Origin of the sequence: Salinicola sp. LHM, from assembly GCF_034479735.1 — a bacterium.
Classification (GTDB): domain Bacteria; phylum Pseudomonadota; class Gammaproteobacteria; order Pseudomonadales; family Halomonadaceae; genus Salinicola; species Salinicola salarius.
Genome location: NZ_CP140261.1, coordinates 4,079,694 through 4,104,993, shown reverse-complemented (window position 1 = coordinate 4,104,993; position 25,300 = coordinate 4,079,694). Strand labels below are relative to the sequence as shown.

Below are 25,300 nucleotides of genomic sequence, written 5' to 3'. Positions count from 1 at the left end.
ACGGAGGCGGGATGGCCACGCTACCTTCGCTCAATGCGCTGCGCGCGTTCGAAGCCACGGTTCGTCTGGGCAGCGTCAGCGACGCCGCGCGGGAGCTGAACGTCACGCACGGCGCGGTGAGCCGTCAACTGCGAGCCCTGGAGCACCATTTCGGCACGGCGCTGTTCGACAAGGCGGGGCGCGGGCTCGAACCGACGGCCCACGGCCGGGAGCTGTATCCGGCGGTGCATGAGGCTTTCTCACGCTTGAGCGAGGGTTGCGCCAGACTTGCGCGGCGCCTCGACGAAGCGCCGTTCACGCTGGCCTGCCCGGGTAGCCTGCTGGCGCGCTGGCTGATCCCGCGGCTCGACCGGCTCAACGCCGACCTGCCCGAGCTGCGGCTGCGGGTGGTTTCCAGCGAGAACGAACTCGACCCGCGCCGGGAGGGCGTCGATGCCACGCTGCGCTTCGCCGCGCCGCCGTGGCCCGCCGACATGACGGTATTCCCGCTGATGCCGGAGCGAATCGTCGCCGTGGCGACACCGGCAGTCTGGGCGGTGGCATCGCAGGCGTCGGCCAGGGCGATGCTGGAGCGGCTCACGCTGCTGGACACGGCCTCGCGGCCGCAAGCCTGGCCCGAGTGGGCGGCGGCCATGGGCGTGGACGACGAGACGCTGGCAGCGGCGCGGGGCCGGGGGCGCAGTTTCGAACATCTCTATTATCTGCTGGAAGCCGCACTGGCGGGACTCGGGGTCGCCATCGCACCGCAGCTGCTGGTGACGGCCGAGCTGCGTCAGGAGTGCCTGATGGCGCCGTGGCCGGCGGTCGAGACCGGCGCCTCGCTGGGGCTGTGGCTGGCGCCCGGCGTCGACGCCCGACGCGGCGAGCGCCTTGCCGAATGGCTGCGTCGCGAGCTGGCCGGCGATCAGTCCTGAGCCTGCTCCCGGGCCTGCATCCGCTCCATGGCGCGACGGTAGGAGCCGTTGCGCACGGCCCAGCGCACCACCGGCGCGATGGTACGAATGCCGCTTCGCACGGCGCGACGCTCGAGCGTCGACATCTCGAGGCTCAGCAGCGTCGCCGCCCACGGCGGCAGCAGGTCGATGCCGGCGCGCATGAACAGCGCGCCGACGGGGCGGATGACCGGGCTCGGCGGCAGCGCGTGCAGCAGCACGTCGATGACGTCGCGGGTGCGGGCGTCGCAGACCAGATAGCGTCGCTGACGCTCGAGATAGTCATCGATGGCCGCCCGACTTTTGGGCACGTGGCGCGCGCCCAGCGCTTCGGCCACGCGGGCGGTTTCGGCGAAGTAGCGATCCTGATCCTCGAGGCTCAGTCCGGGATCGCGATAGCGCCGATGCGAGGCGAGAAAACGGCTCATCTCGGCAACATGGACCCACACCAGCAGATCCGGATCGTTGGCCGCGTAGGGCGTACCGTCGGCGGCATGCCCGCTGACGCTGTCGTGCACTCGGCGTACCCGCTCGAGAATGCGCTCGGCGTCGTCGCGGGAGCCGAAGGTGGTGACGGCGATGAACTGGCTGGTGCGGCGCAGCCGGCCGATCATGTCGCGGCGGAAGTTGGAGTGATCCCACACGCCGGCCAGCGCCAGCGGGTGCAGCATCTGCAGCAGCAGCGCGCTGATGCCGCCGCACATCATCGAGGTGAAGTCCCCATGCACCCGCCACGCCATGGTCTCCGGCCCGAACAGGCCCGGATCGCCCTTGGGCTGGGTATAGTCGACCCCGCCCAGCGTGCGGCCGGTCAGATGGCTGATACGGTTTTCGATGGCGTCGCGCAGGGAGGTCATGGCATCAAGGTCGGGTCAGGGCACGTCAGGGTGACGAAGCGTGAAGGATCTCGCCGTCGGCGGCGGGAACCCCGTCGCGAATGGCACGGGAAAAGGCCTCGCTCCCGGCATTGTACGGAATCTGCTGGGCGCGCGGGTTGATATAGCCGCGGTTACGCAGGAACGTGAGCGGATGGCTCGTATCCAGCCCGCCGTTCTCGTAGACGTATTCCGGCAGATAGCCGGAGAGAATCAGCCGGATGTCCCGGGGCAGCCCGGCGACGATTTTGTCGACCATGTCGAACACGATGGTGGTGCAGTTGCTGGTCAGGGTGTTGTAGAACTCAGGCGTTCGGCGCAGCCGCTCGGCTTCGTCGAGATAGGCGACGAACAGCTCGCGGCGTGCCTGCGGCGAGAGCCCGACCCGGTAGAGATAGACGTCCTCGCCTCTGACGTTGCTGCGCAGGCGCAGGATGTCGTTCTCGTCGGCGGCGATCAGGTTGAGCTCGAACTGCTTGAAGAAGCCGCCGCTGATCGAGAATGCCTCGTCCCGCTCGCGCCGGATCTCCACCGAAAACGTCAGATGCCGGCCGTCGGCAAAGCCGAACGTGACTAGCGTGTGGGCGATTGCCGGGCCCATCCAGTAGGAGACCACCATGTCCACCGAGTCGAGCTGCGAGAGATCGTACTCGCGGGTCTCCCAGCGCGTCGTCGCGGTGTTCGGCGTCTGCCATTCGAAGTCGCGCACGTTGTGAAGCCGGACCCGGTCGCCCTCGCGCTCGACCGAGAGCTGGCGCGCCACGTCCGGTGCCCAGTCGCGATCGTTGCTGGGCTCGAGGCTCTGCCACCAGCTCACGACGGCGATCAGTGTCAGCGCGAACAGGACGCGCAGCGCCGATGACGCCCGGCGATGGCGGTGCTTCCATAAAGGCGCCAGCAGCGCGGCCAGGCCGACCAGCACCCATACTGCGATCACCGAGTCGACGACGAGCATCGATCCTGGCAGCTCGAAGTGCAGCGCCAGCGCGCCCCACGCGATCACGGCCAGCAACACCAGCGCCCGCAATGCCTGGCCCATGATGGCGAGTGCTCGCCACACGCCGTTTCGATGCGAATGCCTGGTCGGTCGCACGCTCTGCCTCAATCTTCCAGTAAACCCCGATCATGCCGAACTCCGGGACAGGGATGAAGTGGGGGCGTGGATAAAGCGCAAAGCCGTTGCTGCCGATAGGTGTAACGACGTTATACTAAAGTCTAATTCCTGGTGGGGTTCTCTATTCGCTCATGGTCGGTGGCGTCTGTTCCCGGTATCGCGGGCGCGCTATCTTGACGGCACGACCACAACCCTGGAGAGACCGAGATTTCCGATTCGTTTTCCCACTCCCTGCGCCAGCTGTGGACGCTGGACAAGTTCGCCTACAGCTTCCGCGTGTTCCTGGCGTTCAGCGGCGCCATTGCGCTGAGCTGGTCCCAGGATCAGATCGCGCTCGCCATTCCGCTGTTTCTCGGCATCATCGCCAGCGCGCTCTCCGAGACCGATGACAACTGGGAAGGCCGCGTTCGGGCGCTGCTGGTCACGCTGGTCTGTTTCCTGGTCGCCTCGTGCTCGGTGGAGCTGCTGTTCCCCTGGCCCTGGCTGTTCGCGCCCGGTCTGGCGCTGTCCGCGTTCACCTTCATCATGCTCGGGGCCGTCGAGCAGCGCTACGCCACCATCGCCTCGGCGACGCTGATCCTGTCGGTCTATTCGATGATCAACATCGAGCAGCACGGCGGCACCACCGGCGGCAACTTCTGGCATCAACCGCTGCTGCTGGTCGGCGGTGCGGCCTGGTACGGGGCGATCTCGGTCGTCTGGTGCGCGCTGTTCTCGCGCCAGCCGGTCAAGCAGAGCATGGCGCAGCTCTACCGGGAGCTGGGCGAGTATCTGATCATCAAGGCGACGCTGTTCGAGCCGCTGCGCGGGGTCGATGTCGAAAGCCGTCGCGTCGCGCTGGCGCGCCAGAACGGCCGCGTGGTGACCGCGCTCAACCAGGCCAAGGAGATGATCTTCCGGCGTCTGGAAGGCCAGCGCGGCAGTCGCAAGCTCAACCGTTATCTGCGGCTCTATTTCATCGCGCAGGACATCCACGAGCGGGTCAGCGCCTCCCATTATCCCTATTCGGCACTGACCGAGACCTTCTTCCATCACGATGTGCTGTTCCGCTGCCAGCGGCTGCTCGACCAGCAGGGTCGCGCCTGCAAGCGGCTGGCCAAGGCGCTATTGCTGCGTCAGCCCTTCGAGCACGGCCAGAGCGAGCAGGCGCTGGAGGATCTGCGCGCCTCGATCGTCTACCTGCGGGCCCAGCGCAACCCGGAATGGACTCCGCTGCTGCGCTCGCTGCAGGCGCTTGGCCGTAACCTGGCGACGCTGGAGGACCAGCTCTCCAGCGCCCACAACCCGGATGCGGTGGTCGATCAGAAGGACGCCAGCCTTCTCGACCGCTCGCCGCGCAGCTTCCGCGACGCCTGGGAGCGCATCCGCCTCAACCTGACGCCGGGCTCGCCGACCTTTCGTCACGCGCTGCGTCTATCGACGGCGCTACTGGTGGGCTATGGCGTGCTGCATCTGGTTCATCCGACCCAAGGCTACTGGATCCTGCTGACCACGCTGTTCGTGTGCCGGCCCAACTTCGGCGCCACGCGCCGTTTCCTGCGCCAGCGCATCGTCGGCACGGTGTTCGGGCTGGTAGTGGGCTGGGCGCTGATCAGCCTGTTCCCGAATCCGCTGATCCAGTCGCTGATTTCCGTGGTGGCCGGCGTCATCTTCTTCGCCAATCGCGAGAAGCATTACGTCATCGCCACCGCCGCCATCACCACGCTGGTGCTGAGCAGCTTCAACCAGGTCGGCGACGGCTTCGACCTGATCCTGCCGCGGCTGATCGATACCCTGATCGGCGCGCTGATATCCGGCCTGGCGGTGTTCTTCATCCTGCCGGACTGGCAGGGGCGGCGACTGCACAAGGTGGCCGCGACGGCGCTGACCAACAGCACGCTCTATTTGCGCGAGATCATCCACCAGTACGAAGCCGGCAAGCAGGACGACCTCGCCTACCGGCTGGCGCGGCGTAACGCCCACAATGCCGATGCCGCGCTCTCCACGGTGCTCTCCAACATGCTGCAGGAGCCGGGGCACTACCGGAAGAAGGACGCCGACGAAGGCTTCCGCTTCCTGGTCGTTTCACACACGCTGCTGGGCTATCTCTCCGCACTGGGGGCGCATCGAGGGGCATTGGCAGCCAACGAGTCGAATGCCGAAAGCGATGCCGAGATCTATGCCGCCGCGCGGCGGATCGCGGATCGCTTCGACGCCATTGCTGCCAACCTGCAATCGCGCCAGCCCATCGACGATCCCCGGGCCGAGCAGAACGCGCTGGTGGCGATCTTCGAGCAGGAGCCCACCGCCGCCCAGGACGACGCCGACGACGAGCGCCGCGTGATCCAGACCCAGCTGCTCCATATCAGTCGCCAACTGGGGCCGATGAGCGAAGCGGCAGCCCGGCTGATCGCGCGTCCGGTGGAGACGCCAGGCGAGGGCAACGGTGGCGACGAAAAAGGTGACGATGGAAAAGGTGGACAAGAGAACAGCGGCGAGAAGACTGGCGGCAAAGCCGCCGAGAATGCTTGAAATTCCTGAGCGCGCGGTGGCTACGGGCAGGCTTCATACCTGCCCGTAGCGCCCGGCTTCGTCGCCCAGCCAGCGCCGGATCAGCGGCGTCACGGCATCGGGGGCTTCCTCGAGCAGCGCCTGGGCCAGGGCGGTGACGGTATCGAGCAAATCCCGATCGCGCTCCAGATCGGCGATCTTCATCTGCGCCAGTCCGGTCTGGCGGGTGCCGAGCACTTCGCCGGGGCCACGCAGTTCGAGATCCTTTTCTGCCACCTTGAAGCCGTCGGTGGTGTCGCGCAGGATACCGAGCCGCTGGCGGGAGTGGTTCGACAGCGGCGGGTGATAGAGCAGCACGCAGTAGCTGTCGACGCTGCCGCGACCGACCCGGCCGCGTAGCTGATGCAACTGGGAGAGCCCCAGCCGCTCCGGGTTCTCGATGATCATCAGGCTGGCGTTGGGCACGTCGACGCCGACCTCGATCACCGTGGTCGCCACCAGCAGATCCAGCTCGCCCTGCTTGAAGGCATCCATCACGTCGGCCTTTTCCTGCGCCTTCATGCGGCCGTGAACCAGCCCCACGTTGAGCTCTGGCAGTGCTTCCACCAGCGTATCGCGGGTCACCTCGGCCGCCTGGCAGGTCAGCGCTTCCGACTCTTCGATCAGCGTGCAGACCCAGTAGGCCTGGCGGCCGTCGGCGCAGGCGTTGCGGATGCGCTGGATCACTTCCGGGCGACGCTCGTCGGGTACCGCCACGGTCTGTACCGGCGTGCGTCCCGGCGGCAGCTCGTCGATCACCGACAGATCCAGATCGGCGTAGGCGCTCATCGCCAGCGTCCGCGGGATCGGGGTGGCGGTCATGATCAGCTGATGCGGGGTCAGACCGCCGGATTCGCCCTTCTGGCGCAGCGCGAGGCGCTGGTGAACGCCGAAGCGATGCTGCTCGTCGATCACCGCCAGCCCCAGGCGATGAAAGGCCACGTCATCCTGGAACAGCGCGTGGGTGCCGACCGCGACCTGCACGCGGCCGTCGGCGATGGCGGCCTTGGTGTCCAGCCGGGCCTTGCCCTTGAGCTTGCCGGCCAGCCAGCCGACTTCGATCCCCAGCGGTTCGAGCCAGGCACGGAACTGGCGGAAGTGCTGCTCGGCGAGAATCTCGGTAGGGGCCATCACCGCCGCCTGGCAGCTGCCGGCGATGGCGTTCAGCACCGCCATGGCGGCGACCACGGTCTTGCCCGAGCCGACATCGCCCTGCACCAGCCGCAGCATCGGCACTTCCCGCTCCAGGTCCCGCCCGATTTCTTCCAGCACCCGGCGCTGCGCCTGGGTCAGCGAGAACGGCAGCTGGGTCAGAAAGCGTGCCTGCAGGTTGCTGCTCGCCGCGAGCCGGGGCGCGCCATCGGTCTGAATGCGCAGGCGGACCTGGCGCAAACTCAACTGGTGAGCCAGCAGCTCTTCCAGCGCCAGCCGTCGCTGTGCCGGGTGGCGGCCATCGGCCAGGCGTTCCTGCGGGGCGTCCGGCGGCGGCTCGTGCAGATAGCGCAGCGATTCGATCAGCCCCGGCAGCCGAAAACGGCCGCGCAGCGGTTCGGGAATCCACTCCGGCAGGCTCTCGGGCGCCTGTTCGAGCCGCTTCAGCGCCTGCTGGATCAGAGCACGCAGGCGTGGCTGCGCCAGCCCTTCGGTGGCGGGATAGATCGGGGTCAGGTGTTCGTCCACCGGCGTCGCCTCGCTCTGGACCAGACGATATTCCGGGTGATAGATCTCGAGCCCAGTGCTGCCGGCGCGGGCCTCGCCGAAGCAGCGCACCTGGGCGCCCTTGACGAACTGCTGCTGCTGGGCCGGCGAGAAGTGGAAGAAGCGCAGGCTGAGAATGCCGGAGCCGTCCTTGAGCCGGACCAGCAGGCTTCGCCGACGGCCGCGGACGACCTCTGCCGCGCTGACTTCGCCCTCGACCACGGCCTCGGTGCCGGCACGCAAGGTGCCGATAGGCGTGATCCGTGTCCGATCCTGATAGCGCAGCGGCAGATGAAACAGCAGGTCGACGACTTGCTCGATGCGCAGCCGGGCCAGCTTGCCGGCCAGCGCCTCGCCGACGCCGGAGAGGTCGGTTACCGGCACATCAAGGCTCATGCGGCCTCGACGTCGCTACTCTGGATTTTATCGATCGCCTGAATCAGCGCATCGATCGCCTTGGGCCGCGGGAAACTGGCGCGCCATGCCAGCGCGACGCTGCGCGTGGGCGCGCTGCCCTTGAAGGGCCGGCTCTCCAGCAGGCCACCTTCATAGTGGTTGGTACCGATCGCCAGTCTGGGCAGGACCGTGATGCCCAGCCCCGACGCGACCATGTGGCGGATGGTTTCCAGCGAGCCGCCCTCGGCGATCAATGTGTTGGCGGGATTGTTGAGCTGCGCGCTGATCGCCGGGCAGGCTTCCAGGATCTGATCGCGGAAGCAGTGACCCTCGCCGAGCAGCAACAGCCGTTCGGTGAGCAGGTCCTCCTTGGCGATCGCTGCCTTCTCCGTCCACGGATGGCCGGCCGGCAGCAGCACCTCGAACGGCTCTTCGTAGAGCGTCTTGGTGACTACGTCGGACTCGTTGAACGGCAGCGCCACGAAGATCGCATCGAGTTCGCCGCCACGCAGCTTGCGCCGCAGCTCGCCGGTGAAGCTCTCCTCGATATAGAGCGGCATCTGCGGCGCGATGCGCGACAGCGCCGGAACCAGATGCGGAAACAGATAGGGGCCGATGGTATAGATCGCGCCGATCCGCAGCGGGCTGATCAACTGGTCCTTGCCTTCGGTGGCCATCTCCCGGATTAGCGTGGCCTGCTCCAGCACGCGATGCGCCTGCTCGACGATCCGCTCGCCCAGCGGCGTTACCTGGACGGTGGACTTGGAGCGTTCGAACAGGGCGATGCCGAGTTCGTCCTCGAGTTTCTTGACGGCCACCGAGAGCGTCGGCTGTGAAACGAAGCAGCGTTCGGCAGCGCGGCCGAAATGGCGCTCCTGGGCCAAGGTTACGATGTAGCGGAGTTCTGTTAGAGTCATTGGCTGGGACCGGAAGGCTCCCTGTCGCACGAAGTCAGTGTGTGGTTCTCGAGGTCATTCGCGTCCTCAGGGACGAGTCATCAAGGACGTTTTACCAAGAGGCTAGGGAAAGGTGAAGAAAACTACGCTAATTCTCGGCTGCGGCGATATCGGCACCCAGCTCGGGAAACAATTGATCGAGGCCGGTCATCGCGTGATCGGCGCGCGCCGCAATGTCGAGGCGCTCGCCGGCACCGGCATCGAAGCGGTGGCGCTCGATATTACCGATGAAGCCGCGCTGGCGGCACTGCCGGATGCAGACATCGTGATCTACACGGTGACGGCAGACCGGTTCGAGGAGTCGGCCTACGAGGCGGCATATCCGATGGGCCTGAAGTCGGTTCTACAGACATTCGGTGCCCGTGAAAAGAAACCCGAGCGGGTGTTTTTCGTCTCCTCGACCAGCGTCTATGCCCAGCAGGGCGGCGAAGAGGTGGACGAGACCTCGGTGACCGAACCCCACGGTTTCTCCGGGATACTGATGCGCGAGGCCGAGCAGGCGCTGCTCGCACACGATCTGCCCGGCACGGCCATCCGCTTCTCGGGAATCTACGGCCCGGGTCGCGACCGGCTGATCCGCCAGGTGAGCGAAGGTCGTATCGCCGCCGCCAATCCACCGATGTACTCCAACCGCATTCACCGCGACGACTGCGCGGGCGTGATCGCCCACCTGATCCAGCTGGCGCTGGATGGCAAGCCGCTGGAGCCGGTCTATCTCGCCAGTGACTGCGATTCGGCACCACTGCACGAGGTGATGGCCTGGATCGCCGGGCGGCTCAAGGTCGAGACGCCGGAGGTCATCCAGTCGCCGCTGCGCCGCCGCTCCAGCAAGCGCTGCAACAACCGGCTGCTGCTCGAATCCGGTTACACGTTTCGTTATCCCACCTTCCGCGAAGGTTACGAGGACGTGCTCAGGCAGGGCGGTTTTATCCCCGCCGCGGAAAGCGTCTGACGTCCGGCAGGCCGCCGACATCGTCCCCCCGTCGGATGTGACGATTCGACGACGAATTCGTGTCAGCGCGATGACGGCCGCCGCCAACCTGCTGATACTCCTCATAAAGCGCCTACGGGCGCTTTTTTCGTGGCGTTTTTTGCCCCTGTCCTTGTCACCGTTTCTTAATTGTCTAGATAAATAACCGTCACACGACGTCGCCAGACTGTGTCCAACCTTTTCGGGTTCCAAACACTTTCCGGGACGAATCGTATGACCGCCATCATTAGCGTCGAACGGCTCGACAAATCCTTCGGCAACCACGCCGCGCTGCGCGAGGTGGGTTTCGAGATCGCCAGCGGCGAAATGGTCACCCTGATCGGGCCGTCGGGCTCCGGCAAGTCGACCCTGCTGCGCCACCTCATCGGTCTGACCCGTGCCGACCGCCAGTCGCACGGTCACGTCAGAGTGCTGGATCGCGACGTGCAGCGCCAGGGGCGACTGGTCGGCGCGCGTCGCGAGCAGCGCCGTCGTGCCGGCTACATCTTCCAGCAGTTCAATCTCGTCGGCCGCCTGAGCGTGCTGACCAACGTGCTGATCGGCCACCTCGGGGCGATGCCGCGATGGCGGGCATTGATGGGCCGCTTCACCCAGTACGAACGGGACCTGGCGCTGCGCGCACTCGAGCGGGTCGGCATCGTCGGTCTCGCCCACCAGCGCGCCAACACCCTTTCCGGCGGCCAGATGCAGCGCGTCGCCATTGCCCGGGCGCTGGTCCAGGAGGCCGAAGTGATCTTCGCCGACGAGCCGATCGCCTCCCTCGATCCGCGCAGCGCCCGCGAGGTGATGGAAATCCTCCAGCGCATCAACCGCGAGGACGGCCGCACCATCGTCGTCACCCTGCACCAGGTCGAGGTCGCGCGCCGCTACTGCCGCCGCGCCATCGCCCTCAAGCAGGGGCGGCTCTACTACGACGGGCCGATCGAAGGCCTCACCGATAGCCGCCTGCAGGCGCTCTACGAGAACGCCGGTCTCGACGAGCTCGAATCCCGCCAGCCCGATCACCGGATGGCGACGCCGCTGCATGCGGTGGGCTGAGCCGAGCGAGCGCTGCAGGACCACCGCCATACCCACGACCGATCCCTGACTATCGATCACCAACCCCCGACGCTTCGAGGAAACGACATGATCTCATCCCGTCTACGCCGTGCGGCCCTGCCGCTGATCGCCGGACTCGGCCTGTTCGGCAGCACGCTGGCCGTCAGTTCGGCCCAGGCCGCCGACGAGCCGCTGCGCTTCGGCATCATCTCTACCGAATCGAGCTCCAACCAGTCGACCCAGTGGCAGCCGTTTTTGGACGACATGTCCGAGGCGCTGGGCGTCGAGGTCCAGCCGTTCTTCGCCACCGACTACGCCGCGGTGATCCAGGCGATGCGCTTCGACAAGGTCGATCTCGCCTGGTACGGCAACAAGTCGGCGATGGAAGCCGTGGATCGCGCTGGCGGCGAAATTTTCGCCCAGACCGTCGCCGCCAACGGCGCACCGGGCTACTGGAGCCTGATGATCGTCAACAAGGAAAGCCCCTACGACTCGGTCGACGAAGTGCTGGATCACGCCAGCGAGCTGACCTTCGGCAACGGCGATCCCAACTCCACCTCGGGCTATCTGGTACCGGGCTACTACGTCTTCGCCAAGAACCACGTCGATCCCGCCACCGCGTTCAAGCGCACGCTCAATTCCAATCACGAGACCAATGCGCTAACCGTGGCCAACGGCCAGGTCGATGTCGCGACGTTCAACACCGAAAGCATGGAGCGCCTGGAGATCACCCATCCCGACAAGGCCGACCAGCTCAAGGTGATCTGGAAGTCGCCGCTGATCCCCTCCGATCCGCTGGTCTGGCGTACCGATCTACCGCAGGAAACCAAGGACGAGCTGCGCCAGTTCTTCCTGAGCTACGGCGATACCGACAAGCAGAAGCAGATTCTCGAACCGCTGCAGTGGTCCGGCTTTGCCGCTTCCGACAACAACCAACTGCTGCCGATCCGTCAGCTCGAACTGTTCAAGCAGCGCGCCCAGCTCGCCGCCGACGATTCGATCGATGCCGAGGAGAAGCAGCAGCAACTCGCGGATATCGACGCTCGCCTCGAATCGCTGAACCAGCGCATGGATGCCCGCGAAGCCGCGCAGGCCGAGCAGGCCGACAACACCACGGCAATGGCCAACTGAGGTTCCGCTCCCGGCCGGCGGCAGATCGACTCTTCGACCTGCCGCCGACGATCGAGCTCCGATCCTCATCGATCTCTTCGTCAGGACAACGCACATGCAAAGCGCCTCTTCCCTCGACATGCAAGCCCGCGCCGGCAAGCGCAGCTGGACCACGCTGCTGGGCTGGGCGGTTGCCGCAGGCGTGCTCGGCTGGGCCTGGCAGGGCGCCGAAATGGCCCCGGGCCTGCTGGTCAGCAACGCCGGCAACATGGCCACGCTCGCCGCCGACTTCGTGCCGCCGACCTTCGGCAGTCTCGATCACTACATCGACCAGATGCTGGTGACCATCCAGATCGCGATCTGGGGCACGCTGCTGGCGGTGCTGTTCGCCATCCCGTTCGGCCTGCTCTCCTCGGACAACCTAGCGCCGTGGTGGATCAACCAGCCGGTACGACGCCTGATGGATGCGTGCCGCGCGATCAACGAAATGGTGTTCGCGATGCTGTTCGTGGTCGCCGTCGGCCTGGGGCCGTTCGCCGGCACCATGGCGCTGTTCGTCCACACCACCGGCGTGCTCGCCAAGCTGTTCTCGGAAGCGGTGGAAGCCACCGATGCCGGGCCGATGGAAGGCGTTCGCGTCACCGGCGCCGGGCGACTGGAAGAGATTATCTTCGGCCTGATCCCCCAGGTTCTGCCGCTGTGGATTTCGGTCAGCCTGTACCGCTTCGAGTCCAACATTCGCTCCGCCACGGTGCTCGGCATGGTCGGCGGCGGCGGAATCGGCGTCTCGCTGTGGGAAACCATGCGCGGATTCCAGTACACCGAGACCGCCACGATCATGCTGGTGATCATCGTTGCCGTCACTTTGCTCGATATGGCGTCGCAGCGTGTTCGCAAACGCTTCATCTGATGCCGGGGCTTCCCCCGGTTTTTTGGGTCCGATGATGTCTAGACAAATTTTGACGATGCCGCGCTACCGCGAACTGGCCGAGGAGCTGGTGCGCGAAGTGCGCGCCGACTATGCCCCCGGCGATCTGCTGCCGACCGAGGCCCAGCTCGCCAGGCGCTTCGCGGTCAATCGCCACACGGTACGCCGGGCGCTGGACGAGCTGGTCGCCGCCGGCCTGGTGACGCGCCACCAGGGACGCGGCACACAGGTGGTGGATCGACGTCTCGACTACGCCGTCAGCGCCGGCAGCAAGGTGACCCAGAATCTGGCCGGCCTCGGCCTGCCTTCGAATACCTGCTGTCTCGAACAGGGGCTCGAGATGCCCCCCGAGGCGATCGCGCTGCGTTTCGGACGGCCCGCCGACGAGCCGCTGCTGCGGGTCGATACCGTGCGCTACGTCGATGATGCCCCGCTGATGCGGCTGCGCCACTGGTTCGATCCCGAGCGCGTGCCGGGCTGGCTGGAGCGCTATCGCGGCGGTTCCACCCGCGCCCTGCTGGGTCAGCACTATGGCCTGCGGCTTCACCGACGCCGGGTGCGCATCGATGCCGCAACCGCCACCCGCGACGACGCCCGCTGGCTGCAGTGTCCGCTCAATGCACCGTTACTGCTGATGACCAGCGACAACACCGATGCCGACGGCGCGCTGGTGGAAATCTCGATGGGCCGGGCGCGTGCCGACCGGCTCTCCTATCACGTTGATTTCGACATCGACCCCATGGATTTCGACACCGACGAGGTTGCGTCATGAACGACATATCACGAGGCGCGCGTCAGCGGCTGCTGGCGCTCTCCACCCGCGAGCGAATGGAGGCGTGCTGGACGGCGCTCGATGCAGTGCCCGCACATCGCTGCGTACGCGGTCCGGAAACCGGCATGGCGATGCTCAAGGGCCGCACCGGCGGTACCGGCAACGCCTTCCATCTCGGCGAGATGACCCTGACCCGCGCCAGCGTCGTCCTCGATGACGGCACCCTCGGCCACGGCTGGGTGCGGGGCCGTGACCACCGCCACGCCGAGCTGATCGCACTGGCCGATGCCATCGCCCAGCACGCCGAATGGCAGCAGAAGCTCGAGACGCACGTGCTCGCGCCGTTGGCCGAGGAACTGGCCGAGCGCCAGCGCCGCGATGCCGCCACCGCCGCCGCCACCCGCGTCGACTTCTTCACCCTCGTACGTGGTGAATAGGTACGTGGCGAGTGAATACGTGGCGAGTGAGCACGGGCGAATGACGATGGAGAAAGTGACGATGGACAAAGCAATGACGGTAAAGACGGAAACGACGAGGGATCTCGTCTGGCCTGGGCTGGCCGACCCCGCCCACGACAGTCAGCGTCTGTTTCGCCAGATTCTCGGCGCGATGTCCGAGCCGGGCACGCTGACCACGCTGGCCGTGCCGGCACCGCCGAGTGACGCGCTGGGCGCCGCACTGTGGGGCGTGGTGCTGACGCTCTGCGACCTCGAGACACGCGTCTGGATCGCCGCCGACCTCGACTTGTCGGCCCTGCGCGAGGCTCTGGCCTTCCACACCGGCGCGCGAATCACCGACGACCCGGCGAGTGCCGATTTCGCGCTGCTGACCCACGAGTCCTTCGATCCGCAGACGCCCTTCGCGGTGGGCAGCGACACCTATCCCGATCGCGGTACCACGCTGCTGATCGCCGTCGAGCGGCTGGAAAACGATACGAACGGTGCCGACGAGGCAGATCACGGCTGGCGGCTCAGCGGCCCCGGCATCGCCGAGTCGCGGGTGCTCGATATCGGTGACGGCGCCGGCTGCCGGGTACTGATGACCCGCCTGGCCGGCAACCGTGCCAGCTTTCCGCAGGGGCTGGACGTCATCTTCGGCTGCGGTGCGCAGCTGGCGGCGATTCCCCGCAGCACCCGAATTTCGAGTGTCGAGGCTCGCGCCGATTCTCAGGAGACGAACTGATGTACGTAGCCGTCAAGGGAGGCGAGCAGGCGATTGCCAACGCCCACCGCTGGCTGGCCGACCGCCGCCGCGGCGATCGCGATCGCCCGGAACTGGAGGTCGCCCAGGTCGGTGACCAGCTGCGGCTGGCCGTCGACCGGGTGATGAGCGAAGCCTCGCTCTACGATCCCGAACTCGCCGCGCTCGCATTCAAGCAGGCCAGCGGCGATCTCACCGAAGCCGTGTTCCTGCTGCGCGCCTATCGCACCACGCTGCCGCGACTGGCGGTCAGCGAGCCGCTCGAAACCGCCAACATGCGCATCGAGCGCCGCATCAGCGCCACCTACAAGGACATCCCGGGCGGCCAGATTCTGGGGCCGACCTACGACTACACCCACCGCCTGCTCGACTTCCTGCAGTTGGCCGGGGCCGAGGTGCCGGCCGCCGAGATTCGCGACGACATGACCGACGCCGAGCCATGCCCGCAGATTCTCGGACTGCTGAACGACGAAGGGCTGGTGGAGCAGGAGATCGACGACGGCGCCGAGCCCATCGATATCACCCGCGATCCGCCCGATTATCCGATGGACCGCGCCGCCCGACTGCAGATGCTGGCCCGCGGCGACGAGGGCTACCTGTTGGCGCTGGGGTACTCCACCCAGCGCGGCTACGGCCGCAACCACCCGTTTGCCGGCGAGATTCGCCTGGGCCAGGTGGAGGTCGAGATCCACGTCGACGAGTGGGACGAGACGATCTGCGTCGGCGAGATCGCGCTGAGCGAGTGCCAGATGATCAACCAGTTCGGCGGCTCGCGCGAGGCCGCACCGCAGTTCACGCGCGGTTACGGCCTCGCCTTCGGCCACAACGAGCGCAAGACCATGGCCATGGCGCTGGTCGACCGCGCCCTGCGCGCCGAGGAGCTGGGCGAGCCGATCATCGGCCCCGCCCAGCAGGCGGAGTTCGTGCTGGCCCACGCCGACAGCGTCGACGCCTCCGGCTTCGTCTCGCACCTGAAACTGCCGCACTACGTCGACTTCCAGTCCGAGCTCGATCTGCTGCGCCGTCTGCGACGCGAGCACGCCGCCCGCCAGGCTGAACTCGAAGGTGCCCGTGATGCGGGCAGGCCCCAACAGGAGGAGCGTTAACGTGGAGGGATACAACTTCGGCTATCTCGACGAACAGACGAAAAGGATGATCCGTCGCGCGCTGCTCAAGGCGGTGGCGATCCCCGGCTATCAGGTGCCGTTCGGCGGCCGCGAGATGCCGATGCCCTACGGCTGGGGCACCGGCGGCGTGCAGCTCACCGCGAGCATTCTCGGCGCCGACGACATTCTCAAGGTGATCGACCAGGGCGCCGACGACACCACCAATGCGGTCAGCATCCGCCACTTCTTCCAGCGCGTGGCCGGCGTCGAGACCACTACCGCCACCACCGCGGCGGACGTCATCCAGACTCGCCACCGGATTCCCGAGACCCCGCTGCGGGCCGGCCAGATCCTGGTGTTCCAGGTGCCGATCCCCGAGCCGCTGCGCTTCATCGAGCCCAGCGAGCAGGAGACGCGGCTGATGCACGCGCTGGAGGAGTACGGCGTGATGCACGTCAAGCTCTACGAGGACATCGCCCGCTACGGTCATATCGCCACCACCTACGCCTACCCGGTCAAGGTGGACGGGCGCTACGTGATGGACCCGTCGCCGATTCCCAAGTTCGACAACCCCAAGCTCGACGGCAACCCGGCGCTGATGCTGTTCGGCGCCGGTCGCGAGAAGCGGCTTTACGCGATCCCGCCCTACACCCGGGTCGAGAGCCTCGACTTCGAGGACCACCCGTTCGAGGTCCAGACCTGGGACCACACCTGCGCGCTGTGCGGCAGCGATCACAGCTATCTCGACGAAGTGATCACCGATGACAAGGGTGGGCGGATGTTCGTCTGCTCCGATACCGACTACTGCCAGACGCGACGGGGAGAGGTGGCATGAAGAAGCCGGCACTGGAGCGTCCGGTCCTGCTGGACGTTCAGGATATCACCCGTCTCTACGGCCCCGGCAAGGGCTGCGAGGCGATCGATTTTCAATTGCATGCCGGCGAGGTGCTGGGCATCGTCGGCGAATCCGGCTCCGGCAAGTCGACGCTGTTGCGCGTGCTCGCCGGGATGGAAGCGCCCGATGCGGGACGCGTGTTCTATCGAAGGGCTATTCACGAGCCCGAAGCCGCTCGAGCCGGCGCCGGAGAAGACGTGCTGGATAAGGGAGAGTTGGAGAGGGATGAGGCCGAGCTCGATCTCTACGCCATCGGCGAGGCACGGCGTCGAGCACTGCTGCGCCTCGAGTGGGGGCTGGTGCACCAGAACCCCCGCGATGGCCTGCGGATGGGCGTTTCCGCCGGGGCCAATATCGGCGAACGGCTGATGGCCCAGGGCCAGCGTCACTACGGTCAGTTGCGTGCCACCGGCCAGGATTGGATGCGCCAGGTCGAGCTCGATCCCGGTCGTATCGACGACGCCCCGCGCACCTTCTCCGGCGGCATGCAGCAGCGCCTGCAGATCGCCCGCACCCTGGTCACCCGGCCGCGTCTTGTGTTCATGGACGAGCCCACCGGCGGGCTCGACGTCTCGGTGCAGGCGCGCCTGCTCGACATGCTGCGCACGCTGGTGCGTCAGCTGGGCCTTTCGGTGGTGCTGGTCACCCACGATCTCGCCGTGGCGCGCCTGCTCGCTCACCGCCTGATGGTGATGCGCCGCGGCCAGGTGGTCGAGACCGGCCTCACCGACCAGATCCTCGACGATCCGCAGCACGAGTATACGCAGTTGCTGGTGTCATCCGTGCTTACACCGTGAGGAGCATCGAATCCATGACTGCGCACATTCATCACTGCGTTACGCGGTGCTCGTTTGCTTGCCTAACACCCAGTTATGTCTCGCACCCTGCGCTCCGGGCGCCTTGTGCTGAAGACTGCTCGTCGATGCCTTCGACACTCCTCAAACTCATTGAAGGGGCTTTTTGATGCATTCCATGACGAACGCCCGACCTCGCCTCACGGTGGATGGGCTGCACAAACGGTTCCTGCTGCACGGCCAGGGCGGGCTCGAGATCGACGTGATGCGCGATCTCTCGCTGACCCTCGACGCCGGCGAATGCCTGGTGCTGGCCGGCCGCAGCGGTATCGGCAAGAGCACGCTGCTGAAGATGCTCCACGGCGACTATCGCATCGGCCGGGGTCACATCCGGCTGCATTTCGAGGATGGCGAACTCGACCTCGAGACGTTGCCGGCCTACGCCTGGCATGGCCTGCGCCGGGACGTGATCGGCTACGTCAGCCAGTTTCTGCGCGTGGTGCCGCGGGTCGCCGCCGTCGACGTGGTGATGGAGCCGCTGCTGGCGCGTGGTGCCGACGAAAACGAGGCCCGCCAGCGCGCCGAGACGCTGCTGGCCCGGCTCAACCTGCCCGAGCGACTGTGGCAGCTGCCGCCCGGCACCTTCTCCGGCGGCGAGCAGCAGCGCGTCAACATCGCCCGCGGCTTCATCGGCGAGCATCCGCTGCTGCTGCTCGACGAACCCACCGCGTCGCTGGACGCCACCAATCGCGACGTGGTGATCGCCCTGATCGGCGAGGCCAAGGCCCGCGGCGCGGCGATGCTCGGCATTTTCCACGACGAGGACGTCCGCGATCGCGTCGCCGATCGCCTGCTGCCGCTGGACGACAGTCTCGGCGCCCGCGCTTCCGTCACCCAGAACACTCAGGAGACGCTGTCATGAGTGCGCAGGAACAGGTACTGACCAACGCCAGGCTGGTGCTCGATGATGAGGTGATCGACGGCACGCTGGTGATCCGCGACGGCCGGATCGCCGCCATCGACCGCGGCGCGAGCCAGGCTACGGGCGCCGTCGATTGCGAAGGCGACACGCTGCTGCCAGGGCTGGTCGAGCTGCATACCGACAACATGGAAAAGTATTTCCAGCCGCGGCCCAAGGTCGAATGGCCGGGGCGTCAGGCGGCGCTGGCTCACGATGCCCAGATGGCGGCCAGCGGCATCACCACCGTGTTCGATGCGGTCTCGATCGGTGACGTCGACGAGCAGAGCATGCGCCACCGGGCGCTGGACGAGATGTGCCACGCTCTCTCGCAGATCGTTCACGACGGTCTGGCGCGGGTCGATCATCGTCTGCACCTGCGCTGCGAGGTCAGTCACCCGAACACGCTGGTACGGTTCAACGAGCTGTCGTCATCACCATTGCTGGGCTTGGTCTCGCTGATGGATCACGCCCCCGGCCAACGCCAGTTCGCCAGCCTCGAGGCGTATCGCGTCTACTATCAGGGCAAGTACCAGCTCGATGACGCGGCGATGAATGCCTTCATGGCGACCCAGATCGACAACAGCCAGCGCTACAGCGCCGAGCATCGACGCGCCATCGCGGCCAGCTGTCGCGAACGCGGCCTGGCGATCGCCAGCCACGACGACGCCACCGTCGAGCACGTCGTCGAAAGCCATGAATACGGCACCCGGGTCGCGGAGTTCCCCACCACCCGCGAAGCGGCGGAGGCCTCCCACCGCGCTGGCATGGCGGTGATGATGGGCGCACCCAACGTGGTTCGCGGCGGTTCCCATTCCGGCAACATCGCCGCCGCCGAACTCGTCGAGCTGGGCGTGCTGGATATCCTGTCGTCGGACTACTATCCGGCGGCGCTGCTCGATGCCGTATTCCGGGTGGCGGCGATGGAGAACGGCTACGCACTGCCCCGGGCGGTCGCCACCGCGACACGCATACCGGCCGAAGCGGTAGGCCTGACCGATCGTGGGCGCCTGGCGCCGGGGCTGCGTGCCGATCTGCTGCGGGTGCGATTGATCGACGATCATCCGGTGGTGCAACGGGTGTGGTCCGCGGGTAGGCAGGTTCACTAGATAAATGCCTGCGCGAGCGAATCACTTTGTTGCCCGAGGCTCAAAATCCTCGCCTAACACCCGTTATGTCTTGGCTTTAGAGCCTCGGGCGCCTCGTGCTTCATCCCGCTCGGCTATTTATCTCAGGGCCGATTATCTCAGGACCGAGAAATCCGAGAACGCTTATACATAAAGGCAGCGATATGGATGAAGGTCGTTTGATCTACGTTATGGGCGCCAGCGGCGTCGGCAAGGACAGCCTGCTGCGCGAGCTGGCACGACGGCGCCCGGCCGCGCTGGTGGCGCATCGCTACATCACGCGCGCCAGCGGCGGGGCGGAGAACTGTATCGAACTCTCCCGCGAGGCATTCCACTGGCGGCGGGAGCAGGGGCTGTTCTGCCTTTCATGGAGCGCACATGGGCTCGACTACGGCGTCGGCATCGAGATCGAAGCGTGGCTGGCGGCGGGGCATACGGTGGTGTTCAACGGCAGCCGGCGAGCGCTGGAGCGTGCCCGTCAACGCTTCGGCGCGGCCCTGATGCCGGTTCTGGTCGTGGCGGATGCCGAGGCGCTGCGCCGGCGTCTGATCGCTCGCGGGCGCGAGACGCTGGCCGAGATCGAGGCGCGACTGGCGCGAAGCGGCGAGGAGGAGACGCTTTCCGGGGTCGCACGAATCGATAACGGCGGCGAGCTGGCGGAGGGCGTGAAGACGCTCGAAGCCTGGCTCGACGACGCACCCGTATCGGACGATCCGGCGTGAAGCTGCGCTTCGCCGGCACCGGTGACAGCGCCCAGGTGCCTTGTTTCGGCTGCGACTGCCTGGCCTGCCAGCGCGCGCGGCTGCTGAGCTGCCACCGCCGCGAGCCCTGTTGCGGCGAGATCGAACTCGATGGCGCCCTGATTCTGATCGACGCCGGCCGCATGGATCTGGCCGCCCGCTGCGAGCGCCAGCGCCCGGCCGCCATCCTGTTGACCCACTATCACGCCGATCATGTGCAGGGGCTGTTGCATCTGCGCTGGGGCCGGGGCGAACCGATTCCGGCCTACGGTCCCAAAGACCCTCAAGGCTGTGCCGACTTGCACAAGAACCCCGGCATTCTCGACTTCCAGCCCGGCCTGAAGCCGTTTCGGCCCTTGCAGCTGGGCCGGCTCGAGGTCACGCCGCTGCCGCTGAATCACAGCAAGCCGACGCTGGGCTACGCGATCTCCGACGGCGTCAATCGGCTGGCCTGGTTGTGCGATACCGTGGGCTTGCCCGGCGCCACCGAACGCTTCCTGACCGAATGGCGGCCGCATGGTGTGGTGATCGATGCCACCCATCCGGATTCTTATAACTCCCCGCACCCGGAGTCTCACGCCGCGCCCCGCAACCACAACAACGTCAGCATGGCGCTGGAGATCATCGAGCGACTGTCGCCAGCGCGGGCCTGGCTGACGCACATCAGTCACGAACTGGACGCCGACTTCCTGGCAACGTCGCGAACCCTGCCGGAAGGCGTGGAGTTGGCCGTCGATGGCAGCGACATTCTTTTCTGAGAGGGATTCATGTCTTCACAGCCCGCTTCCCGACGCTTGAGCGCCGCCCCCACCGGCGCGCCCACGGCGAAACTCCACGAGAGTCGCCTGGGCGCCTGGACCGAGGTGGGCGATCGCTGCGTCTTCAACCACGTCACGCTCGACGACTACAGCTATGTCGAGCGCGATTGCGACCTGATGTTCACCGAGATTGGCAGATTCACGTCGATCGCCTCCAGCGTGCGTATCAATCCCAGCAATCACCCCTGGTGGCGGCCGACGCTGCACCATTTCAGCTACCGCCCCGGCAAGTTCGGCTTCGCCGGCAGCGACCAGGGCGTCGACGACCGGATCTTCGACTGGCGCGCCGAGGATCGTGTCGTGATCGGTCACGATGTCTGGATCGGCCACGGTGCCATCGTGCTGCCCGGCATCACCATCGGCAATGGCGCCATCGTCGGTGCTGGCAGTGTGGTGACCAAGAACGTTGACGCCTACACCATCGTTGTCGGCAACCCCGCTCGTCCGCTGCGGCCCCGCTTCGAGGATCCGGAAATCTCGGCACGCCTGGAAGCGCTGGCCTGGTGGGATTGGCCCCATGCGCGTCTGGCCCGCATGCTGCCGCTGTTCCAGGGCGATACCGGGGCGTTTCTCGAAGCCGCCGAGGGCGAGTCGCGCCCATCGCCATGATCTCAGCTGATGTTGTCAGCCAGCGTCCGATAGCGCGAGCCGCCGTTGCCGAGCTGCGACTCCACCAGGGCGAGATGGTCGAAGCGCCAGCGGATCGACGTGGGCAGCCGTGACTGGGGTGCCGCACGTTCGGCCTGGCGTACCAGGCTGACGTGAGGGGTGAATTCACGTTGCGGCGCGGTGAAGCCGTGGCGGGACAGCGCCTGCCAGAGCTCGGCATCGAGCGTCAGTAGCGCGTCGCTCGGCATCTGGCTGCCGGCCCAGACGATGCGAGGCTGGGGGAAATGCCCTAGCCGATCCAGCGTCCACTCGCCCTGCAGCGCCGGCCAGCCCTGGGCGAGGGCCACGAGGGGAGCGATCCGGGCTTCGTCGACATTGCCGAGAAACGCCAGCGTGATGTGCATGTTCTCTGCGGGCAGCGGGTAGCCGCCGCAGAGTGGCGCCAGGCGTTCGGCCTCGGCGGCCAGTGCCTGGCGAGTGGTGTCGTCGGGCCAGAGGGCGAAGAAGAGTCTTCTCATCGACGATCCGGTCGGTCACCAGGGGCGCAAGGCCGGCTCAGTCGCCGATGACCATGACCGCTTCGGCTTCCACCTGGCTATCCTTGGGCAGCTGCTTGACGCCGACGGCGGCACGGGCCGGGAAGGGCGGCTGGAAGAACTCTTCCATCACCTTGTTGACCACGGCGAAGTTGTCGAGATCGGTCAGGTAGAGGTTGAGCTTGACGATGTCCTGCAGCGAGCCGGCGGCTTCCTGGCACACGGCGGCCAGGTTGGTGAAGACTTGGCGGGCCTGGGCTTCGAAGTCGTCGGAGACCATTTCCATGGTGGTGGGGTCGAGTGGAATCTGGCCCGAAAGATAGACGGTGTTACCCGACTTGATGGCCTGTGAATAAGGGCCGATGGCGGCCGGGGCGTTGTCGGTGTTGATCACGGCTTTGTTGCTCATGGCGTACCCTCCAGTTTCTTATCCAATGCCTTTTCATAAATATTTTTCTAATGGCATGGCCATTTCGAAAAAACGCTGCCCCGCCGCGCATGACGCGGCGGGGCAGCCGTCACGGATCAGTTTCGGGCGCGAACGATGCGGCCGATGTGATTCAGGTTGCGCAGGCGCTTGATGATTCGCGCCAGATGAATGCGGCCCTTGACCAGGATGGTCAGGTTGACGATCGAGAGCCGGGCGTCGCGTTCTTCGATGCCGATGCGCTCGATATTGGCCTCGGCATCGGTGATCAGGCTGGCCAGTTCGGCGATCAGGCCGCGCCGGGTCTCGACTTCGATCCGTAGCGGGACCGGGAAATCCTGATCGATCTGCTTCGACCAGGTCAACGAGACCAGCTTGTCGGGATCGTCGCGCAACTCGTCGAGGTTACCACACTCGTGACGGTGGACGACGATCCCCTTGCCGATCGACAGGTGGCCGATCACCGGGTCTCCCGGCAGCGGGTGGCAGCAGCGGGCAAAGCTGATCGCCATGCTCTCGGAGCCGTTGATGACGATCGGGCCGTTGTGCGGCGAATCGGCCAGCAACCGGTCCAGATCCCGCTCGCCGCCGGCGATGGTTTCGACCGGAAGATCGTTCGTGACCAGCCGCCGCGCGGTGGTATGCGCCAGGCGGGTGCCGAGGCCGATGGTCTCGAGCAGGTCGTCTTCGGTCTTGAGCTCCAGCTCGTCCAGCAGCGCCGAGAGCCGTTCCGAAGGCAGCTTTTCCAGGCTGGTCTCGAAGCTGCCCAGGGCGCGGTTGAGCAGGCGGCGGCCGAGCTGGATCGCCTCGCTGCGTTGCTGGCTCTTCAGGGCGTGACGAATCGCCGAGCGGGCCTTGGCGGTAATCACGAAATTGAGCCAGGCCAGGTTGGGGCGCGCGCCGGGGGCGGTGATGATCTCCAGCGTCTGACCGCTTTCCAGCGGGGTCGACAGCGGCGCCAGATGGCGGTCGATACGGCAGGCGATGCAGCTGTTGCCGATATCGGTGTGAACGCTGTAGGCGAAGTCGACCGCCGTCGCCCCCTGAGGCAACTCCATGATGTCGCCCTTGGGGGTGAAGATGTAGACGTCGTCCGGGAACAGGTCGTTCTTGACGTGCTCGATGAACTCCAGCGAGTCGCCGGCGTGGCGCTGCATCTCGAGCAGACCGCGAACCCATTCGCGGGCGCGGGCATGGCTGCCGGCGGCGATGGGCCGTTCGGTCTGGCCGGCCTTGTAGAGCCAGTGGGCGGCGATGCCGTTGTTGGCCATCGCTTCCATCTCGCGGGTGCGGATCTGCACCTCGATCGGCATGCCGCTGGGGCCGAACAGCGTGGTGTGCAGACTCTGGTAGCCGTTGGCCTTGGGGATCGCGATGTAGTCCTTGAAGCGCCCCGGCACCGGCTTGTAGAGATTGTGCACCGCACCCAGCACGCGATAGCAGTTGTCGACGCTGTCGGTGATGATGCGAAAGCCGAACACGTCCATGATCTCGGCGAACGGTTTGCGCTGGTCGTGCATCTTGCGATAGATCGACAGCAGATGCTTCTGCCGCCCGACCACGCTGCCGGTGAGATCGTCCTCGTCGAGCCGGCGCTGCAGGCTGGTCTGGATCTGGCGCATGGTCGAACGGCGGTTGCCTCGGGCGCTCGCCACCGCGCGCTTGATGCGCTCGGACCGCATCGGGTGGATCGCCTGGAACGAGAGATCCTCGAGCTCGACGCGGATGGTGTTGATACCCAGCCGCCCGGCGATGCGGGCGTAGATCTCGAGCGTTTCGCGGGCGATCCGGCGCTTCTTGTCCGGACGCAGCGCGCCGAGCGTGCGCATGTTGTGCAGGCGGTCGGCGAGCTTGACGATGATCACGCGGATGTCGCGGGACATCGCCATGACCATCTTCTGGAAATTCTCGGCCTGGGCGACCGCCTTGTCCTCGAAGGTGATCTGGGTCAGCTTCGAGACGCCGTCGACCAGCTCCGCCACGGCCTCGCCGAACTGCGCTTCGAGGGCTTCCCGGGAGACGCTGGTGTCCTCGATGACGTCGTGCAGCATGGCGGCCATCAGGCTCTGATGGTCCATGTGCATGTTGGCGAGGATATTGGCGACGGCGAGCGGGTGGGTGACGTAAGGCTCGCCGGAGCGGCGCTGCTGGCCATCGTGGGCCTGCTCGGCATAGTAGAAGGCGCGCTTGACCTGCTGAATCTCGTCGTCCGGGAGATAGCCGCCGAGGCGATCGGCCAGGTCATCGATGGTGAACATGCGGCGCGCCTGCCCTATATGATTAACGGTCCGATTGACAGCCCGATTGACAACCCGTTATCGACATTCCGTTCGGCAACCGGTCCGCGGCGGTCGTGACGACGACACGGAAGCACAGGTCACGCCGGAAGCCTGGTTCAGATATCGTATTCCTGGGTCGGCTCGGGGCGCGGACGCGGCGGTGCGGCTTCGACCGGTTCGTCGAGAATGCTGTCGTCGATCTGGCCGGTGGCGATCTCGCGCAGTGCCATGACAGTCGGCTTGTCGTTTTCCCACGGCAGCAGCGCATCGCGGGAGCCGCGCGCGAGCTGACGGGCGCGCTGGGACGAGATCATTACCAGCTTGAAACGGTTCTCGATATGTTCCAGACAATCTTCGACGGTCACTCGTGCCATGATGGTAGCCCTGCTGCCAAAAAATGGGTAGACGCGCCCCGGAATACGGGGTCTGCGGGACCGAGCAGTCTACTGGAGTTGCGTTATCTCTGACAAGA

25 protein-coding genes are annotated in these 25,300 nt (G+C 66.2%); 17 read left to right on the top strand and 8 right to left on the bottom strand.

The genetic code is table 11. The features are described 5' to 3' along the window. Nucleotides 1–11: 11 nt before the first annotated feature. Nucleotides 12–914, top strand: a complete 903-nt coding sequence (locus tag R5R73_RS18705; RefSeq protein ID WP_322528341.1) for a LysR family transcriptional regulator — start codon at nt 12–14, stop codon at nt 912–914. Here R5R73_RS18705 and R5R73_RS18700 read toward each other — a convergent pair. Further along, entirely contained in the window at nt 905–1,789 is an 885-nt protein-coding gene (locus tag R5R73_RS18700; RefSeq protein ID WP_322528340.1) for an oxygenase MpaB family protein, read from the bottom strand. The two genes, R5R73_RS18705 and R5R73_RS18700, sit on opposite strands and share 10 nt — an antisense overlap. A 25-nt stretch (nt 1,790–1,814) precedes the next feature. After that, nucleotides 1,815–2,867: a DUF4105 domain-containing protein gene (locus tag R5R73_RS18695; protein WP_322528339.1), complete on the bottom strand. Its 1,053-nt coding sequence runs from the start codon at nt 2,865–2,867 to the stop codon at nt 1,815–1,817. Between the two features lie 330 nt (nt 2,868–3,197). On the opposite strand from R5R73_RS18695, the gene yccS reads away from it, so the two are divergent. Continuing rightward, nucleotides 3,198–5,432: a YccS family putative transporter gene (gene yccS / locus R5R73_RS18690; protein WP_416221203.1), complete on the top strand. Its 2,235-nt coding sequence runs from the start codon at nt 3,198–3,200 to the stop codon at nt 5,430–5,432. A gap of 33 nt (nt 5,433–5,465) precedes the next feature. Here the strand turns inward: yccS and recG are convergent, their stop codons facing one another. Both recG and R5R73_RS18680 read right to left on the bottom strand, forming a co-directional pair. Continuing rightward, complete coding sequence (gene recG, locus R5R73_RS18685) at nt 5,466–7,544, bottom strand: ATP-dependent DNA helicase RecG (RefSeq protein WP_322528338.1); 2,079 nt, start codon at nt 7,542–7,544, stop codon at nt 5,466–5,468. Next, nucleotides 7,541–8,461 carry a hydrogen peroxide-inducible genes activator gene (locus tag R5R73_RS18680; RefSeq protein ID WP_071230469.1) on the bottom strand — a complete coding sequence of 307 codons (921 nt, stop codon included), beginning with the start codon at nt 8,459–8,461 and terminating at the stop codon, nt 7,541–7,543. The genes recG and R5R73_RS18680 overlap by 4 nt, the downstream gene beginning before the upstream one ends. 112 nt (nt 8,462–8,573) lie before the next feature. Between R5R73_RS18680 and R5R73_RS18675 the strand changes: the two genes are divergently transcribed. The 15 genes from R5R73_RS18675 to R5R73_RS18605 all read left to right on the top strand — a co-directional run bounded on the left by R5R73_RS18675 (nt 8,574) and on the right by R5R73_RS18605 (nt 21,586). Continuing rightward, nucleotides 8,574–9,452 carry an NAD-dependent epimerase/dehydratase family protein gene (locus R5R73_RS18675; protein ID WP_322528337.1) on the top strand — a complete coding sequence of 293 codons (879 nt, stop codon included), beginning with the start codon at nt 8,574–8,576 and terminating at the stop codon, nt 9,450–9,452. 252 nt (nt 9,453–9,704) lie between these two features. Further along, nucleotides 9,705–10,529, top strand: coding sequence for a phosphonate ABC transporter ATP-binding protein (gene phnC, locus R5R73_RS18670; protein ID WP_322528336.1), 825 nt, complete (start codon nt 9,705–9,707; stop codon nt 10,527–10,529). Nucleotides 10,530–10,616: 87 nt separating this feature from the next. Then, complete coding sequence (gene phnD / locus R5R73_RS18665) at nt 10,617–11,660, top strand: phosphonate ABC transporter substrate-binding protein (RefSeq protein ID WP_322528335.1); 1,044 nt, start codon at nt 10,617–10,619, stop codon at nt 11,658–11,660. Between the two features lie 94 nt (nt 11,661–11,754). Then, nucleotides 11,755–12,549: a phosphonate ABC transporter, permease protein PhnE gene (phnE, locus tag R5R73_RS18660; RefSeq protein WP_322528334.1), complete on the top strand. Its 795-nt coding sequence runs from the start codon at nt 11,755–11,757 to the stop codon at nt 12,547–12,549. 34 nt (nt 12,550–12,583) lie between these two features. Further along, on the top strand, nt 12,584–13,339 hold the full coding sequence (gene phnF / locus R5R73_RS18655) for a phosphonate metabolism transcriptional regulator PhnF (RefSeq protein ID WP_276231870.1): 756 nt from the start codon (nt 12,584–12,586) through the stop codon (nt 13,337–13,339). Beyond that, nucleotides 13,336–13,776, top strand: coding sequence for a phosphonate C-P lyase system protein PhnG (gene phnG, locus R5R73_RS18650; protein ID WP_322528333.1), 441 nt, complete (start codon nt 13,336–13,338; stop codon nt 13,774–13,776). Before phnF ends, phnG begins: the two co-directional genes overlap by 4 nt. Before the next feature lie 73 nt (nt 13,777–13,849). Further along, on the top strand, nt 13,850–14,521 hold the full coding sequence (phnH, locus tag R5R73_RS18645) for a phosphonate C-P lyase system protein PhnH (protein ID WP_322528332.1): 672 nt from the start codon (nt 13,850–13,852) through the stop codon (nt 14,519–14,521). Then, nucleotides 14,521–15,645: a carbon-phosphorus lyase complex subunit PhnI gene (locus tag R5R73_RS18640; RefSeq protein ID WP_276231867.1), complete on the top strand. Its 1,125-nt coding sequence runs from the start codon at nt 14,521–14,523 to the stop codon at nt 15,643–15,645. Before phnH ends, R5R73_RS18640 begins: the two co-directional genes overlap by 1 nt. A 1-nt stretch (nt 15,646) precedes the next feature. After that, complete coding sequence (locus tag R5R73_RS18635; protein ID WP_322528331.1) at nt 15,647–16,480, top strand: alpha-D-ribose 1-methylphosphonate 5-phosphate C-P-lyase PhnJ; 834 nt, start codon at nt 15,647–15,649, stop codon at nt 16,478–16,480. Then, nucleotides 16,477–17,337, top strand: coding sequence for a phosphonate C-P lyase system protein PhnK (locus tag R5R73_RS18630; protein ID WP_416221202.1), 861 nt, complete (start codon nt 16,477–16,479; stop codon nt 17,335–17,337). The genes R5R73_RS18635 and R5R73_RS18630 overlap by 4 nt, the downstream gene beginning before the upstream one ends. Nucleotides 17,338–17,503: 166 nt before the next feature. Further along, nucleotides 17,504–18,256: a phosphonate C-P lyase system protein PhnL gene (gene phnL / locus R5R73_RS18625; protein WP_322528330.1), complete on the top strand. Its 753-nt coding sequence runs from the start codon at nt 17,504–17,506 to the stop codon at nt 18,254–18,256. Further along, complete coding sequence (locus R5R73_RS18620; RefSeq protein ID WP_322528329.1) at nt 18,253–19,401, top strand: alpha-D-ribose 1-methylphosphonate 5-triphosphate diphosphatase; 1,149 nt, start codon at nt 18,253–18,255, stop codon at nt 19,399–19,401. The genes phnL and R5R73_RS18620 overlap by 4 nt, the downstream gene beginning before the upstream one ends. Before the next feature lie 182 nt (nt 19,402–19,583). Next, nucleotides 19,584–20,141: a ribose 1,5-bisphosphokinase gene (gene phnN, locus R5R73_RS18615; RefSeq protein ID WP_322528328.1), complete on the top strand. Its 558-nt coding sequence runs from the start codon at nt 19,584–19,586 to the stop codon at nt 20,139–20,141. Next, on the top strand, nt 20,138–20,917 hold the full coding sequence (gene phnP / locus R5R73_RS18610) for a phosphonate metabolism protein PhnP (RefSeq protein ID WP_322528327.1): 780 nt from the start codon (nt 20,138–20,140) through the stop codon (nt 20,915–20,917). The genes phnN and phnP overlap by 4 nt, the downstream gene beginning before the upstream one ends. 9 nt (nt 20,918–20,926) lie before the next feature. Beyond that, nucleotides 20,927–21,586: a DapH/DapD/GlmU-related protein gene (locus tag R5R73_RS18605; RefSeq protein WP_322528326.1), complete on the top strand. Its 660-nt coding sequence runs from the start codon at nt 20,927–20,929 to the stop codon at nt 21,584–21,586. A 2-nt stretch (nt 21,587–21,588) separates the two neighbouring features. Here the strand turns inward: R5R73_RS18605 and thpR are convergent, their stop codons facing one another. The 4 genes from thpR to rpoZ form a co-directional block, all read right to left on the bottom strand. Continuing rightward, nucleotides 21,589–22,104: an RNA 2',3'-cyclic phosphodiesterase gene (thpR, locus tag R5R73_RS18600; RefSeq protein WP_322528325.1), complete on the bottom strand. Its 516-nt coding sequence runs from the start codon at nt 22,102–22,104 to the stop codon at nt 21,589–21,591. 37 nt (nt 22,105–22,141) lie between these two features. Continuing rightward, nucleotides 22,142–22,531, bottom strand: coding sequence for a RidA family protein (locus R5R73_RS18595; protein WP_322528324.1), 390 nt, complete (start codon nt 22,529–22,531; stop codon nt 22,142–22,144). A gap of 116 nt (nt 22,532–22,647) precedes the next feature. Continuing rightward, complete coding sequence (locus tag R5R73_RS18590; protein ID WP_322528323.1) at nt 22,648–24,807, bottom strand: RelA/SpoT family protein; 2,160 nt, start codon at nt 24,805–24,807, stop codon at nt 22,648–22,650. Nucleotides 24,808–24,944: 137 nt separating this feature from the next. Next, nucleotides 24,945–25,202 (bottom strand): DNA-directed RNA polymerase subunit omega, encoded by a 258-nt coding sequence (gene rpoZ / locus R5R73_RS18585; protein WP_087720644.1) that lies wholly within the window; start codon nt 25,200–25,202, stop codon nt 24,945–24,947. Between the last annotated feature and the right edge of the window lie 98 nt (nt 25,203–25,300).